Annotated in this window: 13 protein-coding genes; 7 read left to right on the top strand and 6 right to left on the bottom strand. The window is 42.8% G+C overall.

What is annotated here, in order from left to right; translation table 11 throughout:
• Positions 1-20: 20 nt before the first annotated feature.
• A complete protein-coding gene (gene mtlD, locus AC4MCC_RS07350) occupies positions 21-2147 on the bottom strand; it encodes a bifunctional mannitol-1-phosphate dehydrogenase/phosphatase (RefSeq protein ID WP_491885827.1) in 2127 nt (708 codons plus the stop codon).
• A gap of 318 nt (positions 2148-2465) precedes the next feature.
• Here mtlD and AC4MCC_RS07345 point away from each other — a divergent pair, with 318 nt between their 5' ends.
• The 5 genes from AC4MCC_RS07345 (at position 2466) to AC4MCC_RS07325 (ending at position 6593) form a co-directional block, all read left to right on the top strand.
• A complete protein-coding gene (locus AC4MCC_RS07345; protein ID WP_034587150.1) occupies positions 2466-3410 on the top strand; it encodes an ABC transporter permease in 945 nt (314 codons plus the stop codon).
• Entirely contained in the window at positions 3410-4291 is an 882-nt protein-coding gene (locus tag AC4MCC_RS07340; protein ID WP_491885826.1) for an ABC transporter ATP-binding protein, read from the top strand. Before AC4MCC_RS07345 ends, AC4MCC_RS07340 begins: the two co-directional genes overlap by 1 nt.
• Before the next feature lie 78 nt (positions 4292-4369).
• Entirely contained in the window at positions 4370-5377 is a 1008-nt protein-coding gene (locus tag AC4MCC_RS07335) for an isopenicillin N synthase family dioxygenase (protein ID WP_491885825.1), read from the top strand.
• Positions 5374-6255 carry a hypothetical protein gene (locus tag AC4MCC_RS07330; protein ID WP_491885824.1) on the top strand — a complete coding sequence of 294 codons (882 nt, stop codon included), beginning with the start codon at positions 5374-5376 and terminating at the stop codon, positions 6253-6255. The genes AC4MCC_RS07335 and AC4MCC_RS07330 overlap by 4 nt, the downstream gene beginning before the upstream one ends.
• 8 nt (positions 6256-6263) lie before the next feature.
• Positions 6264-6593 carry a DMT family transporter gene (locus AC4MCC_RS07325; RefSeq protein WP_491885823.1) on the top strand — a complete coding sequence of 110 codons (330 nt, stop codon included), beginning with the start codon at positions 6264-6266 and terminating at the stop codon, positions 6591-6593.
• A 284-nt stretch (positions 6594-6877) separates the two neighbouring features.
• Here AC4MCC_RS07325 and AC4MCC_RS07320 read toward each other — a convergent pair whose 3' ends face one another.
• The 4 genes from AC4MCC_RS07320 to AC4MCC_RS07305 are packed head-to-tail and all read right to left on the bottom strand — an operon-like array spanning position 6878 to position 10269.
• Positions 6878-7900: an ABC transporter substrate-binding protein gene (locus AC4MCC_RS07320; RefSeq protein ID WP_347473648.1), complete on the bottom strand. Its 1023-nt coding sequence runs from the start codon at positions 7898-7900 to the stop codon at positions 6878-6880.
• Complete coding sequence (gene atzF / locus AC4MCC_RS07315) at positions 7897-9705, bottom strand: allophanate hydrolase (protein WP_491885822.1); 1809 nt, start codon at positions 9703-9705, stop codon at positions 7897-7899. Before atzF ends, AC4MCC_RS07320 begins: the two co-directional genes overlap by 4 nt.
• Positions 9702-10154 carry a CopG family ribbon-helix-helix protein gene (locus tag AC4MCC_RS07310; protein WP_099339103.1) on the bottom strand — a complete coding sequence of 151 codons (453 nt, stop codon included), beginning with the start codon at positions 10152-10154 and terminating at the stop codon, positions 9702-9704. Before AC4MCC_RS07310 ends, atzF begins: the two co-directional genes overlap by 4 nt.
• Complete coding sequence (locus tag AC4MCC_RS07305) at positions 10147-10269, bottom strand: hypothetical protein (RefSeq protein WP_257225439.1); 123 nt, start codon at positions 10267-10269, stop codon at positions 10147-10149. The genes AC4MCC_RS07310 and AC4MCC_RS07305 overlap by 8 nt, the downstream gene beginning before the upstream one ends.
• Before the next feature lie 620 nt (positions 10270-10889).
• Here AC4MCC_RS07305 and AC4MCC_RS07300 point away from each other — a divergent pair.
• A complete protein-coding gene (locus AC4MCC_RS07300; RefSeq protein WP_491885821.1) occupies positions 10890-11891 on the top strand; it encodes an OmpA family protein in 1002 nt (333 codons plus the stop codon).
• A gap of 82 nt (positions 11892-11973) precedes the next feature.
• Positions 11974-13848 carry an AAA family ATPase gene (locus tag AC4MCC_RS07295; protein ID WP_491885820.1) on the top strand — a complete coding sequence of 625 codons (1875 nt, stop codon included), beginning with the start codon at positions 11974-11976 and terminating at the stop codon, positions 13846-13848.
• A gap of 78 nt (positions 13849-13926) precedes the next feature.
• On the opposite strand, the gene uca is transcribed toward AC4MCC_RS07295, so the two are convergent.
• Entirely contained in the window at positions 13927-17532 is a 3606-nt protein-coding gene (gene uca, locus AC4MCC_RS07290) for an urea carboxylase (protein WP_491885819.1), read from the bottom strand.
• Positions 17533-17534 lie beyond the last annotated feature (2 nt).

Raw genomic sequence — 17534 nt, 5'->3', positions numbered from 1 at the left:
TTTTTTATTTACTATGTGATTTAGCTGAACGCTTGCTGCAAATCCAGTTGCATGAATTTTTGCAAGGACAATTTTCCAGCGATAATCTGATTGATGAATTGTGACATTTCATCATACAAAGTCTCATATAGCTGCGGTTCTAATGCCATATGTCTTAACTGGATCTGTAAATGCATCAACAGTTCCTGCTGTTCGCATTCACCCTGTTCCAGAGCATAGATATAGCCCAACACTGCGCCTTTTAAAACCACATCAAATGGCAAACTATATTTAAGCAAGGTCGATAATGAACCCATAACCCGTTCATTGTGTTCCAGCTTTCTTAAAGGTTCACGCCCTACACGGGCACATGGGTCCTGATAAGCATAGGCACAGGATTCAGTGAAACTTTGCGCCAGACGTTCCAGATCTGAAGCATGCTTAGGAATCTGGTAGCAGAGACTATGCTTCACCTGCGCTAAAGCCTGCTGCATGAATTTTCTAACTGCATGATCTGACATGGCCACGCCAATAGTCTGATGACCGCGCAGGCTGGCATACCAGGCCATCATCGCATGCACACCATTCCATAAGCGATTTTTAATCAGCTGGATATTCGCAATATCATCTACCAGAATCATTTGGCGCATTTTAGCCAATAATGGACTGTTATTTTCTACATAGATTGGCATATCCGTTTCGGCATTAAATAGAATCAGGTCCATCGACTGCAGAATATGACTCGGCTGGAAATTACGGCGCAGGTCTTCAATATATAAGCCCGCCTGATGTTCCTGCTCTGCATTCAGGGCTGTAGAATCATCCAGATCCACTACGGACAGATCTTCATCCAGCTGATACTGCTTGAACATGTTGTATTTGATGCGCAGCTGACGATACAGTTTCTGGTCCGACAGTTTGGAGACCATACGGTTCACCACTGTGTCACAGAAATAATGCTGATCCATAATGTGCTGCGCTGTCTGTTCATCCGTAATCTGTTGCAGACGGCTCAGAATCTGCTGCATCACCAGCTGTTTGGCTCCGATTTTATTCAGGATAATTAACAGCGTCAGCGGCTGCTCCTGTTGCTCATAAGCCAGGTATCGCGCATATAAACCCTGTGCAATCACCTCTGCTTCAGAAACCAGCGCTTCCTCAGGGACACAGACTGCGAGCAGACTGGATTCAATATACATGTTCTGCATTTGCTCCAGATCATGCGCATCAATCACACTCATATTCTCAATACGCTGGTCAAAAGAGTTCTGACCATAACGAATGCAATAGGTGCCAAATGCATTTACGGCAGACTGATAGAGTGGATTACGGGTCGAGGCAATAATTTTGCGTGGACGCGTATAGCCATCCCAGTGTGATAACACCTGAGCCAGATAACCACCGCCAATTGCACCGAAGCCGTGAATCCCAACTGTTAACTGATTCAGCGTTTGCGGAAATGCAGTCTCAAGTTCTGGCATTTCTAGCACCGGAACAAACTGGTTCAGATCTATCAGAAAATCTTCCATCGTTTCATAATAATACTGCGCTTGTGCCAGCATTGATTCATTCGGCGTTTTAATATCTTTAAAAAGTACCGTCATACCGCCTGCATCATAGGCAGATCGCAGGCCATTTTCAGAATCTTCGAACATCAGGCATTGAGCCGGACTTAAATTGATTTTTTCGGCTGCGCTGATAAAAATTTCTGGATGAGGTTTCCCCTGTTTAATCTCATCGCCACACACCAGCACATCAAAAAATTTATAGACATTGGCATTGATCAGATATTCTTCTGCGATCGCGCGTCGACTCGAAGTCGCCACAGCCATTTTTAGGCCTGCCTTGCGTAGGCGTTCCAACACCTGTAATAAACCTTTTTTAATTGGAACACCATAATTGCGTACATGTTCTAGTTCCAGTACATCAGCACGCTGGCGGATCTCGGCATAAGGAACATCTTGTCCATAACGCTCTTTGGCCAGCTGCTCGGCACTACGGGCACTTAAGCCCAAGCACTGCATTAAATAGTTTTCAGAAAATTCGACACCGATCAGCTCACGCGAAGCTTGTTGCAAGGTTTGAAAGCGCAAACGTTCAGTATCAAACATGGTTCCATCCATATCGAAAATTGCGCCGTGTACAATTTGATTTTTAAATTCTAGCATTGCTCCCCTTTTATAATTCAATGAGTTAAGAAGTGAACAATACCTTAAGGAAAATAAGAGATTAAATAAACTAATGTAAAGATATGAAATAGTTCTGACTATAAATTGATCAATAAAGACTAAAATAAGATTATTTATGTTTCTAGATGTAAGCAAACTGTTAACTTGGGTAAGTTGTTGATCCTGCCTATCAGTTTAAATTTCTCTTTTGAAATATCAGGTTATTTTATCATTTTGAATATTTCTGCTTATCATGGCATCCATTTTGCTTGATCAGTATTACGTTTTATAAAAATTGTAATATTGAGGGGCAACACTATGAGTTACGTTGCACGTGAACTCAGTCAAAGAAATAAAATACTGTTTGGCTTTGGCTCTTTTTTAATACCGATTTTGATTTGGTGTGCAGTCAGTTATTTGCCATTTATCTGGCATCCACAAGTCCAGATTGCCGATTCAGGCAGCGTTAGCTATTTACAGGCCGGTAGTCGTATTGATAAGGATATCTTTTTCTCTGCTGCGCAATCCGCCGTGGATCAAGGCCTGGCGCCGCCCCAAGGTATTCTGGTCAATCCGATCTATCTGCCTGCCCCGCATGAAGTGGCGATCGCATTGGTCACTGCATTTACCACAGAACCTGCTCAAGCCAATGCCCCATGGTTTCATGAAAGCCTGTGGCATAGTATCAAACTGGTGTTTACTGCCTTCTTTATTTCTTCTCTGATCGGTATTCCACTCGGTATTTTATGTGGCTTCTCTAACAAAATTTCCCAACTCACGGAGCCATTTGTTGAGTTTTTCCGTTATCTGCCAGCCCCAGCTTTTGGTGCCCTTGCGGTGGCTATTTTAGGCATCAATGATGCACCAAAAGTAGCCATCATTGTGATTGGAACCCTGTTCCAGCAAATCCTGATCATTGCCAATACTACACGACTGGTAGATCGCAGTCTGATTGAAGCCGGTTTTACCCTGGGTACTAATAAATTAAAAAGCCTGTTTCATGTGGTCATTCCAGCAGCCCTTCCTGAAATTTATCGTAACTTACGCGTACTACTGGGATGGGCATGGACTTACCTGATCGTGGCTGAACTGATCGGCAGTACTTCCGGTATTACCTGGTTTATCACCCAGCAGGCCCGTTATCAGAATTTTGACAATGTTTTTGCAGCAATCTTGATCATTGGGGTAATTGGTCTGCTCTGTGACGTGATTTTAATGAAATTGGGACAACGCTTATTTAAATGGAAACCGGGAGCCAACTGATGCAAAACACTAAATTTAATACCCGCGAATACTTTGACAAGATTTATAGCCGTCCGGTCATTCTGGAAGCCAAACAGCTCACCCAATCTTTCAAGCATGGCAAAACTGAACGCACCATTTTAAATGGCATTGACCTGAAAATTCATAAACGTGAGTTTATCTGTGTGATTGGTCCATCGGGTTGCGGTAAATCGACCTTTAGCCGCGTTGTTGCTGGACTTGATCCTTATACCAGCGGTGAAATTCTGGTGGATGGCAAGCCGATTACTGGCCCAAGTCCGGAGCGTGGCATGGTGTTTCAGGGCTATACCCTGTTCCCATGGAAGACCGTGAAAGAAAACATCATGTTTGGCCCGAAAATGAAAGGCCAAAGTAATGCTTCTGCTGAAGCGCAGGCACGTGAATGGATCAACATCATTGGCCTGGAAAAATATCAGGATCAGTATCCGCATCAACTTTCAGGCGGAATGAAACAACGTGTGGCGATTGCCCGCGCCTTGGTCAATGAACCTAAAGTATTGCTGATGGATGAACCTTTTGGTGCACTGGATCCGCATACACGCCAAAAAATGCAGCGTCATCTGATGGATCTGTGGCAAAACATCGACATCACCATCATTTTCGTGACCCACGATATGGATGAAGCGATCTTGCTGGCAGACCGGATTGTGGCGTTGAAAGCCAATCCAGGTGAAATTAAGGAAATTATTGAAGTGGATTTACCACGTCCACGCCATCCAGATCTAATGCTGACTCCGAAATTTAAACAGCTTCGCGAGCACGTCAATCATCTGGTACATGCTCAGGAGGATGAGCTGGATCCTGCACTAGCCGATCTTCCAGAGATTCCACGCTTGACCAAGGTCAGCACGATTAAATAATCCTTTTAAAAAAGAGCCTTTGGGACGACCCAAAGGTTTTAATCGCTGTGTTGGACGACCAACAATAAGGTGATTGCAATGCAAGACCAATACGTACTCCCACTCGTCGATATTTCTAAAATGCAAAGTCCACATCTGGCCGATCGTCTTGAAGTTGCGGCAGCTTTAGACCAGGCCTGTAAAGATGTCGGATTCCTTTATCTTAAAGGGGATCAGTTTAATTTTGATTATGCCAAGTCATTAGTCGAACTGGCCAAATCCTATTTTGAGCAGAATCTGGACACCAAAATGCAGCACTATATTGGCAAATCCAGTAACCATAGCGGTTATGTGCCAATTGGTGAAGAACAGTTCGCGGGCAACAGTTATGACCTCAAAGAAGCCTATGATGTGAATTATGATTATCAGGGTTCTAGAACAGACTGCCCATTGCTAGGCCCAACCTTATGGCCTGATCATCCAAATTTTAAAACTATTGTTAGCCAATATTACGGCCACTTGCGCACCATCAGCGAACAGATCTTTGCTGCTTTTGCACTGACTCTCGGTGTCAAAGAAGATTTCTTTGCCGATAAAATTAATGATGCGCCAAGTCAATTGCGCTTGATTCATTATCCTTACAATCCGGATATCAAAGATGCCGAAGGCATCGGTGCACATACCGACTATGAATGCTTTACCCTGCTGCTGCCTACCGCACCAGGTTTGCAGGTGCTGAACAAAGCTGGTGAATGGATCGATATTCCACTCATCGAAAATACGCTAGTGATGAACATTGGGGACATGATGGAAATCCTGTCCAATGGCAAATACTTGGCAACCAAACACCGCGTAAAAAAAGTCTCTGAAGAGCGTTACTCCTTCCCGCTGTTCTGTACCTGTAACTATGACACCGTGATTGAACCGGTGGTGCACACCAATGATTCCAAATATAAACCTTTGATTGGTGGTGAACACCTGTTTAACCAGACCGCACAAACGTTCCAGTATTTAAAACAGCGAATTGCCAGTGGTGAGCTTGTCCTAAAAAATGCCGTTCCGCTGTCTTCCTTTGGGCTGAATGAAAAAGCGGAGGCGGCATCATGAACCTGTTAGCAGCCATAAAAACCTTAACGCCAACCACTGCTCAACCTGAAGTTGTTCCGAGCTTTTTATACGGGGCATTTCGCAGAAAAAGCATCAGTTTCTTTAATGGCCTGACCGATCAAAACACCATTGTGTACTGGTTCCAGTCACGCAGCTTTACCATTGATCTGCGCCTGAAAAGTCAGAACGACACGCCAGTGATAGAACGTCAGGGCTGGATTGGCAATACGATATGGGATGAGGCACCGCAGCTCTTGTCCTGGGAAGTTGAACACTACGCCAATTATCAGAACCATGTGCAGTGGCCTGAACCCGCAAAATTGCATGCGATCGGGAACTGTATTCTGGAATTTTCACCGAGCAATGTCTATGTCGAAGACTGGCGTCAGCAAGTGAAAAAAGGTCTGTTCTTAGGCCTACGTTTAGAATCTGCGGTAGATGCTCAATCAAATGAAAAACTGGAAATGGATGGCGGTCTGATTATTTGTGATGATCATATTGCTTATGCCCTGACCCGCTTGCCAGAAATACAAACTCAGGTTGCAGCACTAGATATCAAGTCAGCCGATACTACTTCATTTGATCTGCTGCAAAGCTTCGAAGTCTCTATTGGCACCCAAGGTTTAAGTAAAACCTACAGCACCCGTACCGGTGAAACAGGCAACGCCTTTGACCTGGACAATTTTGAAATTCTGGATGTAACCCGTCTGGTCCAGCATGTGGTTCTGGATGGTCGTGCAATTGATCTGATTTTTGAGATTGATATCTATCAACCTGGATATGAGTTTCAGCACACGACTACCACCACTGCAGAAGCAGCACAGTGGATGAGCGCAGAACAGGATCACCTGCTCCATCATACAGAACGGGTGTTATAAGGAGGAATATGGCTTTTTTATATCTATCCGTTGCTATTATTGCAGAAGTCATCGCGACTTCTGCACTAAAGGCATCCAATGGCTTTAGCGTACTCTGGCCGTCAATTACCACATTTGTTGGTTATGCGATTGCCATTTTCTTTCTTTCCATGGCCATGAAAACCATTCCAATGGGCATTGCTTATGCGATCTGGTCTGGTGCAGGCATTATCCTGATTTCTACTGTCGGACTGCTGGTGTTCAAGCAGCATCTGGATATTCCGGCACTGATTGGTCTGTCATTCATGATTGTGGGAATTATTTTTATTAATGTCTTTTCCAAAAGTGTTGAGCTTTAATTTTTTAATATTAGCGTTTTTTCATCAGTCATTTTTAATTACTAAGAAGTAGATTCCCTCTCCTTGTAGGAGACTTGCGAAGCATGCTCCTCAGGGAGAGGTTCTTTCTAATAAATACCCTCATCCTCTTGCGAAGCTATGCTTCTCATCCCAGAGGGAGAAGGAACTTTCAATATCCATTGAATATGAATATTAACGATCATTTTTCGATTTATAAAAGATATCTACTCATCTAATAATAAAAAATCCCCGAACCTGGGGATTTTTATTGTCTGCATTACGACTTATTTCAGCTCTTGTACCAGCGTTGGAACAATCACACTATCCACATTCATTTCAGTGCTATAAATGCCGTTGGTGACGTTGAACTTGTTGACGTGATAGCTTGAACCATAGATTGAATCGAAACCATCACCTTTGGTAAAGACTTTCTTGTTGGCTTCCAGATCCAGCAAGTGTGTGCCATCTACAAACTGCATATAGGCTTTTGCATCCACACCGACACGTTTCGACATGATTTCTACAGCATCTGCACGAGTTGCCGGGTCATTGATATATTTAACGGTTTTATCCCAAACTTGAATGACCTTTTTCCATTGCTCTTTATTGGCTTCCAAATGCGCAGGATTCACAGTTAAAGTGTCATAAATCAGACCAGCTTTATCTTTAGAGCTGAAAATAATTTTTGACCCGGCAACCGCAGATAAGGCCTGATTCGCGACTGGCTGCCATACTGCAATCGCATCAATATCCGCTGTTGCAAAGACCTGTGGCAGTTCATTGGTCATGGTGTTAACCAGTTTCACTTCATTCAGTTTAACCTTTGCATCATCCAGAGCAGTCGATAGCAGCAAGTGATCGACCAGACCTTTTTCAGTGGCAACAGTTTTACCGCGTAGATCCTGAATCGAGTTAATTCCATTCTTGGCAATGATCACGTCATTTCCAGCTGAATAATCCGTCGCCAGAATCATCACGCCTTTAGTACCACCAGAGCCAGTCACCAGATTATCACCATTGGTTACCATGACTGCATCCAGCTGATTTGCGGCAAAGGCAGACAATGAAGCTGAATAGTCAAACCATTTAAAATCGACATTCACGCCTGCTTCTTTTAACCAGCCTTTTTCAATCGCCACTTGCCAAGCTACCCAACCTGGCCAGTCGCTATAGCCGATACGAATCGGCTGAGTATTTACACTGCCTTTGGCCTGACCAGATGATTCTGGAACTTTCGCCGTATTGTCACAACCGCTCATAAAAATTGCGCAGCAAACAGATGCTGCTAAAGTTACTTTCTTGATCATTGTGCGATTTCCCCTATGCAATTACATTTAAAACGTGTATTTGAAAGTTGTTTTGATTTAATAAAGTCTCGCCAGCCACCAAAATGACTGATGTCAGTTGCATCTTCAAGCGCATAGCCTTCGCAGATAAAACCTTTAACCCAACTGCCATCTGCCAGCTGTACATTGCCAATGCCCAGCGGTGCTGGAACTTCCGCCACGATCTGGCCAAAGTTGGCAAACGGAATCTCCCAGACTTCCACTTCGATTTCTTGACCTTTATTGTGATGCTGCAAACCTGGTTTTGGTGGTGTGGTATTTTTCAGTGCAAACAGTTTGTAGCTGGCTGCGGTTTTGGTTTTTTGCACTAAAGTGCCACCACGTGTGGTGAGCTGGAAGTTCAATGGCATACCAGTCAGATGCGCACCGACGACTGCCAGTTTTACTGCATGCTGTGACTGAATCTGGCTTGTTTGTTCATAAGTTTTTTGCGAAGTGCCCAGTGTTAAAGCTGTTGCCTGCTGCCAGCTCTGACCAAAGTTCGCCAGTGCCTGATCCATCCAGGCGGGTGCAATAAAGGTCACCCCACTTGGCAAACCATCAGCACGAATTGCATTAGGCAGTGCCAAAGCCGATAAATCCGCAAAATTCACAAAGTTGGTATAAGCGCCCATGTGGCTGTTTTTGACTAATGGATCCGCTTCCACATCAGCAATCTTGTAGATGGTTGGAGCCGTTGGCACCATCAAGGCATCAAAGTCAGCCAGGGCTAGATTGATCTGACGAGCCAATTGCGCTCGTTCATATTCCGCCTGCATCATATCGACAGCATTAAAGTTGTCTGCCTGACTGATAATCTGGTTAATCACCGGATGCGTTACATCACGAGAAACCAGTTTTTCAACAGCATTGGTCCGTTCAGCCACCCAAGCCTTGTTATAAAGTGCGGATGCCAACTGGTTGAAAATGCTGAAATCAATCGCTTCAACTGCATAACCAAGCTGTTTGATACGGGCAATTGCCAATTCAAAGGCTTTTTCAGTTTCAGCATCGCCATAGAATTCCAATTGTGCCGGAATCGCGATTTTGCCTTTGGAAAATTGGGTTGGCACATTGGCTGGATGCTGGCGTGAATATTCATCTGTCGCATCATAGCCTTGCATGATTTGAGCAACTTGCCACGCATCATCGACAGTCAGGGCAAAAATTGAAATCACATCAATGGTGCGGCATGCTGGCACCAAACCCATAGTGGAAAACCAGCCTTTGGTGGGTTTCAAGCCAACAATATTGTTATGTCCTGCCGGTACACGGCCAGAGCCAGCGGTATCCGTGCCTAAGCTAAATGGCACTTGACCATTGGCCACGACTACAGATGAACCCGAACTTGAACCGCCACTGATATATTCCGGATTAAAGCTGTTTTTCACTGCGCCGTAGGGTGAACGTACACCGACCAGGCCAGTCGCAAACTGGTCTAGGTTAGTTTTACCTACGACAACAGCACCGGCAGCTTTTAATTTAGCCACAACCGTTGCATCGCTGGTTGCGAGATAAGAAGCTTCTTTACAGGCTGCAGTGGTATAGAAACCGGCAACATCAATATTGTCTTTGACTGCGAATGGAATGCCGTAGAGTGGCAATTCGGCTGGTGATTTTCCTGTTAAGGCATCAATTTGTGCTTGTAATTGTTCTGCAGATGCAATTGAAATCCAGGCATGATCATCATTCTGAAATGATGCTACATAATCGATCAGATCCTGTAACTGAATCTGCTGCTGTTGGTAGGCGTTCTGCCAGTCTTGAATTGTCCATAAAGTATTCATGACAATACTCCTTTATTGGTATTTTGGGGAATGGGAGGCATCACGGCATCCATCAGTTCCAGGTGTCCTTTCAGCACACCTTTTAATGCAATAAATTGCTCACTAATTTCTTTTAAATCACTGCTTACACCCTGCATCAGCATCACTTGCAGGACTTTCTGATCATCCAGCTGGATATGCAGCGAGCTGATTACCTGTTCCAGATATTGCTGTTGCAAATCGACCAGCTGGGAACGTAACGGTTTCAGGCTGACGTCATAGACCAAGGTCAACGTGCCGACCATGACTTCATCACGAGAAACCAGCTCATCAATCAGGTGGCGGTTAATCATGTCGACAATGGCCTGCGAGCGGCTTTCATAGTGCTGCTCGACAATTTTCTGATCCATGGCCTGTAATGTGGTTTCCGGCACGGTGATACTGATTCGTGCCAATTTCGGTTTAGACACGTCTGCTTTCCTTGAGTGAATCCTGTTTGACATAAAGCCCGGCGCGAACGCTGAGAAGTTCAATTAAAAATTGGGCAAATGGATGCAGCTTGGCTTTTTTGCTTTGATTATTCATGCGCATCTCCTCGGTATTACTGAATGTAAATTTCGTATTACTTAGGGAAATGCAGAAAACGTGCCAGTTTTAGGTAGGGAAATTTGCTAATTACGAGGAGAAAAGGCAGAAATGCAGCTCAAAAAAAGCCCCATCAACGGTTATGGGGCTTATTTGGAATCAAAATGAGTGAATTAATTCACCAAGAGGCCGTTAAATTAATCATGTACTGTAATTATTTTTAGACATGATGGATTGATCGAGAATTGCGTCTGGTTCTTCAAGTAATATGCTCTCCTCTTTTAATTCGGTATATAAATAAAAGCAGAAAATATGCCAAATATAAAGAGTTTTTTATTATTAAAAAATTGATTTAAAACAGTTAGTTGAAACTTAATAAATGCTACAAAATGTGTCTAAAATATTTATGCGCCAAGAGTGATCAAACTTGCACCAAAACGATATCAAAATGGGGTTTTATGGTACAGTTTTTGATAATGGAATCTTCACCAATTACTCTTCTCTGGCTTTAATTATGAATACTAAAGCCGCTCAGATTTAGGTTTTGATTAAAATTTGCACTACAGGTGAATTTCTATACAATAAATTCCATAAAAATGCCCGAACAATAAGGAAATTTAATGAAGACTTCCACTCTCCTTCGTACTGCCATTCTTTGTATGCCTTTTATTTTTGCGGCATGTAGCAAAACCGAGCAAGCAGAAACCTCCAAAACCGAAATCCAGCAGGAAGATACCACGCAAGCTGCCGAAACGGCACCGGCACAAGCTTTTGACATCAGTAAAATTCCACTCAGCACAGCGACACTCGGTGACTTTCCTTATATTTCCCTGCCAGACGATTATATCTATCAAAATACTGAGCAGCGCAATTTTGAGCGCGTTCCATTCTGGACAGGACAGCAACTGGAATGGGTTGAAGGCAAATTATTCAGTTCAGGCATTACCTCGAAACCGGAATATAAAGAAGGCAATTTTTTAGAAATTCAGCGTAATCTGGAGAGTGTGATCAAGGATTTGGGCGGTGTAGAAATTGCCAATAGCCAGATTCCCAAAGATATCATTGAGAAAATTCCTAAGGATTTTCAGGTGCAGTATTATGCTGGCCTGGGTGATATTTTTAACTACCCGACCAAGACTTATGTACTTCGCCAAGAAGATAAGTCTGCATGGTTCCAGCTGACCCAATCTGGCAATTATATTTCGCTGATGGTGGCTGAATCCAAACCTTTAAATGTCACTGCCAAAGCCCTGACTTCAAGCGCACTAAAACAAAGTCTGGATCAAGACAATAAAGTGAGCGTACAGATTAACTTCGCAACGAATAGAGCTGAGATTTTACCGGACTCTCAAGCGCAAATTGAACAGATTGTTGCTTTATTAAAAGATAACCCGGATTTAAAACTGGGTATTTATGGTCATACCGACAATACCGGTGATGCAGCACATAATTTAAAGTTGTCTGATCAGCGTGCGCAAAGTGTGGTTTCTGCCCTAACCAAAGCGGGTATTGAAAGCAACCGTTTAACCGCTAAAGGTTTTGGGGATACTCAGCCTGTTGCAAATAATTCGAATGAAGATGGTAAGGCAAAGAATCGTCGGGTAGAGTTGGTGAAATTGTAAAAGTAAGTCTATAAGGATTTGAAAGAGTTTTAAAAGTGTACTATTACTGATAAATTAGCCTCCATAATTCGGGGGCTTTTTTATGACAGAAAAATTATATTATTGGGCTGAAAATATAGAGAATTATAGTTCTGATAATGCTGCAGATTATTCTGAAGTTGTAGAAGTTAAACGGTTGAATTTTTTTATTGGAAAAAATAATTCTGGAAAAAGTAGGTTTCTTAGAAGTCTTTTCGTAAATAACTATCCATGTGGAATATATAAATATAAAGAACTATTAAAGAATTTAATAATTTTAAAAAATAAACTTCCTCAAATAGATGATGTTTTGGGATACAGTACAACTCATTCAGACATTAAATCTTTATACAAAGATTTAATTAAAAATCTTTCTGAAAAAAGAGTTGATCAATTGATTTATCTTAATTCTTCCATAAAGGGGCATCTAGAAAGAAATTCAAAAATACATAATTATTTAGATAATTATAGTTTATTTGAACTTAATGATGAAGATTTAAAAATTATCTCTGGTTTTTTCAAAGAAAAATTCTATATTCCTATTCTACGTGGTATGCGTCCTGTAACAGACTTAGAAAATAAGCAGCCCTACATAGAACGTGCTAAAAAAGATTATTTCACCAATTTAAGTAAATTTACTTCCCAAAATATTATTACAGGTGAATGTCTATACCATGAACTTAAAATTCATCTATTAGGTGAACCTGAACAACGTGATTTAATTAAAAATTATGAAGCAAAATTAAGTCAATATTTTTTTGATAACGATCCAATTTCTCTAATACCTAAACATGACCAAGATGTTGTAAATATCAAAATAGGTAATGACAGACAATTTCCTATTTCTCAATTAGGTGATGGTTTACAACAAGTTATCATTTTAACTTATGAAGCTTTCATAAAAAATGATGCCGTACATGCTTTCTTTATTGAAGAGCCAGAACTTCATATGCATGCCGGTATGGTTCGTCAACTTATGAATTTCTATTTAAATGAAACTAATCATTATTATTTTTTCACCACCCATTCAAATCATTTACTTGATATGGCGGATGAATCCGATCAAGTGATGATTCAAAAGTTTGTGAAACAACCTAGTAAGAATGAGTCAAATAAATTTGAGTTTAAAATTTACCGTTGTGACCGCGATCGTGACTTATTGGCATCTTTAGGTGTACGACCTTCTTCTGTTTATTTGGCTAACTGTACAATTTGGGTTGAAGGGATTACGGATCGGCTTTATATCACTAAGTATATGGAAAAATATTTATCTGAATTAGAAAACTCCCATGAGGAGTTGTATAAAAAATATCGTCGTTTCATGCCTAATTATCATTATACATTCGTGGAATATTCCGGAAGTAATTTATCTCACTGGTCATTTGATGATGATTACCCTAAAACAAGAGAAGAAAGAATTGAATTCCTTCAGCAAGATCGAGGTCAAAGTGCAACTTCCGTCGCAAGTGACATGCTATTGATTGCTGATGGAGACATACAAAAAAATTCTGAAAAAATAAAATTTTTAAGAAAAGAATTGAATAGAGATAATTTAATTATTTTGGAATGTAAAGAAACAGAGAATACTCTACCTAAAAATGCAATTATTCGAGTTGCGAAAGCAAAATTTCCACGCCTAAAAAATGTACGACAGAGCTATGATATTTCCTTAATTGATAATATTAATCAAGATGATTATTTTGATAATGCTCAATACGGTATTGGTCGCTTAATAGATGAAAAAATTAAGAAACCAACATCAAATACAACCAAAACTGCTTTTGCTGATGGTCCTGGTGTCGGGACTATTAAAGATAAACTAAAATTTTGCCGTGAAATTATCAAAGATTTTGATGAAAATCCTGATTGGAAGCTTACACCTAAAGCTAAAGAATTATGTGAAAAAATTTTTAAGCATATTGAAAGATGTAATAAATAAATTTTAATCTCCCCTAACCCCTCTTTAATAAAGAGGGGAAATTCCCTCCTTTTTCAAAGGAGGGTTAGGGAGGATTCTTTAAGCCACTGGCGCCAACGTAAACAACACCTGCCCCGTTTTCACTGTTTGCCCTTTCTCAATCGTAATCGTATCTACACGCATACGTTCAGGGGCAATAATCGGAATCTCAATCTTCATCGCTTCAATTACAGCCAAGGTCGCACCTTCTTCCACGATATCACCAGACTGACATTCGATTTTCCAGATTGAACCCGGCATATGCGATTCCACCGCACAACCACCTTCCGGAATCGCAACCGTTTCACCATCATCCACGGCATCCAGACTTTCAGACACGTATTCTGCCAGTCCAGCTTCATGCCAGCGACGGCGTTCCGCTTCAAAGTTGGCTTGTTGCGTTGCCTTAAACTCGCTAATGGTGTCGGCATTGTCAGTCAGGAACTGGTTGTACTCTTTCAGGTTCAACACACCTTCTTCAATACGCAGTTTCAGACGGCCTGCCTTAAAGTCCTCACGCATTTGCATGAGTTCTTCTTCAGACACTTCATAGAACTTGATCTGGTCAAAGAAGCGCAGTAACCATGGTTTGCCTTGCTCGAAGTCGACATTTTTACGGTAACGCGACCACATTTGCGTAGTACGACCCACGAACTGATAACCACCAGGGCCTTCCATACCATACACGCACATATAAGCACCACCGATCCCCACGGCATTTTCAGGTGTCCAGGTACGCGCCGGATTATATTTCGTTGTGACTAAACGCTGACGCGGATCAAGTGGCGTCGCTACAGGCGCACCCAGGTACACATCACCCAGCCCCATCACCAGATAGCTAGCGTTATACACCACATCTTTGACTGCCTGTTTATCTTTCAGGCCATTAATACGGCGGATAAACTCGATATTGTCCGGACACCACGGTGCATCTGGACGCACAGTTTGCATATAGCGTTCGGTTGCCAGTTGGGTTTGGGAATCTTCCCAAGCCAGTGGCAAATACACGGTACGTGATGGCACTTCCATTTCAGTGACATCAGGCAGTTCAGTTTCAGCCACTTGCAACAGACGCAGCAAGTCGAGCTGATCCAGCTTGATCGAATCAAAATGAATTTGCAGCGAACGGATGCCTGGCGTCAGGTCGATAATGCCTGGAATATTCTGTTTTTGAACCCATTGCATCAAGGCATGGATACGGAAACGCAGATTCAGATCCAGCACCAGCTCACCATATTCCACCAGCATATAGTTGTTACCCGCTGGACGATACACCACATCCGGCGCACCATTTTCACCTTTTAAGGTATCTAGTACGGCATTTTTCAGCGTAGCCAGTTCAGGATAGAATGATTCATCAAATGCCACCGATTGGGTATCTGATGCTTCTAGTTGTACATGATATTTTTCATTGAGCAGTTTGGCTTGGTGATAGCTCACGGGGATAAATTTCACCTTGTCACCGGCTTTGAGCTGACCGAGTTTCCACAGCTCAGAATTGATCACCACTGCTGGACAGACAAAACCACCGAGGCTTGGACCATCTGGACCGAGAATGATTGGCATATCACCAGTGAAATCAATCGCACCAATCGCATACGCGTTGTCGTGAATATTGGATGGATGCAGACCTGCTTCACCGCCATCTTCACGTGCCCATTCCGGTTTAGGACCAATCAGGCGGATACCGGTACGGCTAGAGTTAAAGTGAATCTCAAAAGTATTGGCAAAGAAGGTATCGATGTCATTTTTGGTAAAGAAGTCTGGCGCACCATGTGGACCATACATCACCGCAATTTCCCATTCATGACTGAATGTTGGAACTTGTTCAGGTGCCAGTACTTTGACTTCATCACTTGTAAATGCAGTAATCGGTAACATATCGCCAATCAATAAGTTACGACCTGCGTGACCGCCAAACTGACCTAAAGTAAAGGTCGCTTGTGAGCCGAGATATTCAGGCACATTCAAACCGCCTTTGATGCCGATATAGGTACGGCAACCTGTCGCGATTTTGCCACATTTGAGAATCTGACCTTTACGCACATTGACGGTCTGCCACATTGGAACTTGAACACCATCTAGTGTAGATGGCATATCGCCACCTGCCAGTACAATTTGGCTGTCACAATGGAATTTTAAAGTCGGACCTTGTAGCGTACATTCTAAGCCTGCAGTGTTATAGGCATTGCCAAGCAACTGGTTTGCGACATTCAGTGATAATGGATCAATCGCACCCGATGGCGGCACACCGACATCCCAATAGCCCAAACGACCTGTGACATCTTGTACTGCGGTTTGAATGCCGGCTTGTAGCACTTCAATCTTTTGAGTTTTCCACTCAAAGGTATTTAAGAAGCGTGTGGTTTGTGTGCCGGCTTTAAATACCTCACAGTCGATAATGTTTTGTAAATATTCAAGATTGGTTTCAATCCCCGCAACAGAGGTTTTCGCCAAAGTGTCTGTCATGGCTTGAATGGCAGAAGCACGATCGTTTGCTGTGACAATGATTTTGGCAATCATCGGGTCGTAGAAGGATGATACATTCGAGCCTGTTTCCACCCATGTTTCATTACGAGCATTGTCATCAAACTCAACATGTGTCAGTAAGCCTGCGCTTGGTTGGAAGTTTTTGATTGGATCTTCGGCGTATAAACGTACTTGAATCGAATGCCCTTTCGATTCTAATGGTTCAGTTGGTGCAGTCCAATCACCGCTGGCCAATGTCACCATCCATTCCACCAGGTCCACACCAAAGACTTGCTCGGTCACGCCGTGTTCGACTTGTAGACGGGTATTCACTTCCAAGAAATAAAATTCTTGCGTATCGGTGTCCATGACGAATTCAACCGTACCGGCAGAACGGTAATTCACTGACTCCATCAGCTGAATCGCGACATTCTGGATATAAGCACGTTGTTCATCGTTAATGTGCGGTGCTGGCGTTTCCTCGATCACTTTCTGGTTACGGCGTTGTACTGAACAATCACGTTCACCTAAAGCAATCACTTTGCCTTGGCCATCACCAAAAATCTGCACTTCGATGTGACGGGCATTTTGTACAAATTTTTCCAGGTACAGACCTGCATCTTTGAAGTTGGCTTGTGCAAGATAAGATACGGTTGCATAGGCATCTTTCAGCTCAGCTTCGTTCCAGACCAGACGCATGCCGATCCCGCCACCGCCTGCGGTACTTTTCAGCATCACAGGATAGCCAATGCGACTCGCTTCCGTTAAGGCTTCAGCTTCATCTGCCAGTAACTGGCTACCTGGAAGTAAAGGTACATTGGCTTGAATTGCCAGCTCACGCGCCGTATGCTTTAAACCAAAAGCACGCATTTGTGCTGAGTTTGGCCCAATAAAGGCAATGCCTTGTGATTCACATAGGTCGCAGAATTCAGCATTTTCAGACAGGAAGCCATAACCCGGGTGAATCGCTTCAGCACCGGTCTGTTTCGCGACTTCCAGAATTTTCTCAATATTCAGGTAACTTTGGCTGGCTGGGGCTTCACCGATATACACCGCCTCATCCGCTAAAGTCACATGGAGTGAATCACGGTCTGCTTCTGAATAAACGGCTACAGATTGAATCCCCAGTTTTTTCAGGGTACGGATCACGCGGCAGGCAATCGCGCCACGGTTGGCAATCAGAACTTTATTAAACATGA

It is taken from the genome of Acinetobacter sp. CAU_H_56 (assembly GCF_058599425.1).
The sequence above is the reverse complement of the archived record's forward strand: the minus strand, read 5'-3'. Positions and strand labels throughout refer to the sequence as shown.

What these genes read in the sequence shown, in the direction of transcription:
- AC4MCC_RS07330 (WP_491885824.1), top strand. Translation starts at nt 5,374, where the DNA reads ATGAACCTGTTAGCAGCCATAAAAACCTTAACGCCAACCACTGCTCAA.
- AC4MCC_RS07300 (WP_491885821.1), top strand. Translation starts at nt 10,890, where the DNA reads ATGAAGACTTCCACTCTCCTTCGTACTGCCATTCTTTGTATGCCTTTT.
- atzF (WP_491885822.1), bottom strand. Translation starts at nt 9,705, where the DNA reads ATGAATACTTTATGGACAATTCAAGACTGGCAGAACGCCTACCAACAG.
- AC4MCC_RS07325 (WP_491885823.1), top strand. Translation starts at nt 6,264, where the DNA reads ATGGCTTTTTTATATCTATCCGTTGCTATTATTGCAGAAGTCATCGCG.
- AC4MCC_RS07335 (WP_491885825.1), top strand. Translation starts at nt 4,370, where the DNA reads ATGCAAGACCAATACGTACTCCCACTCGTCGATATTTCTAAAATGCAA.
- AC4MCC_RS07340 (WP_491885826.1), top strand. Translation starts at nt 3,410, where the DNA reads ATGCAAAACACTAAATTTAATACCCGCGAATACTTTGACAAGATTTAT.
- AC4MCC_RS07345 (WP_034587150.1), top strand. Translation starts at nt 2,466, where the DNA reads ATGAGTTACGTTGCACGTGAACTCAGTCAAAGAAATAAAATACTGTTT.
- AC4MCC_RS07295 (WP_491885820.1), top strand. Translation starts at nt 11,974, where the DNA reads ATGACAGAAAAATTATATTATTGGGCTGAAAATATAGAGAATTATAGT.
- AC4MCC_RS07305 (WP_257225439.1), bottom strand. Translation starts at nt 10,269, where the DNA reads ATGAATAATCAAAGCAAAAAAGCCAAGCTGCATCCATTTGCCCAATTT.
- AC4MCC_RS07320 (WP_347473648.1), bottom strand. Translation starts at nt 7,900, where the DNA reads ATGATCAAGAAAGTAACTTTAGCAGCATCTGTTTGCTGCGCAATTTTT.
- uca (WP_491885819.1), bottom strand. Translation starts at nt 17,532, where the DNA reads ATGTTTAATAAAGTTCTGATTGCCAACCGTGGCGCGATTGCCTGCCGC.
- mtlD (WP_491885827.1), bottom strand. Translation starts at nt 2,147, where the DNA reads ATGCTAGAATTTAAAAATCAAATTGTACACGGCGCAATTTTCGATATG.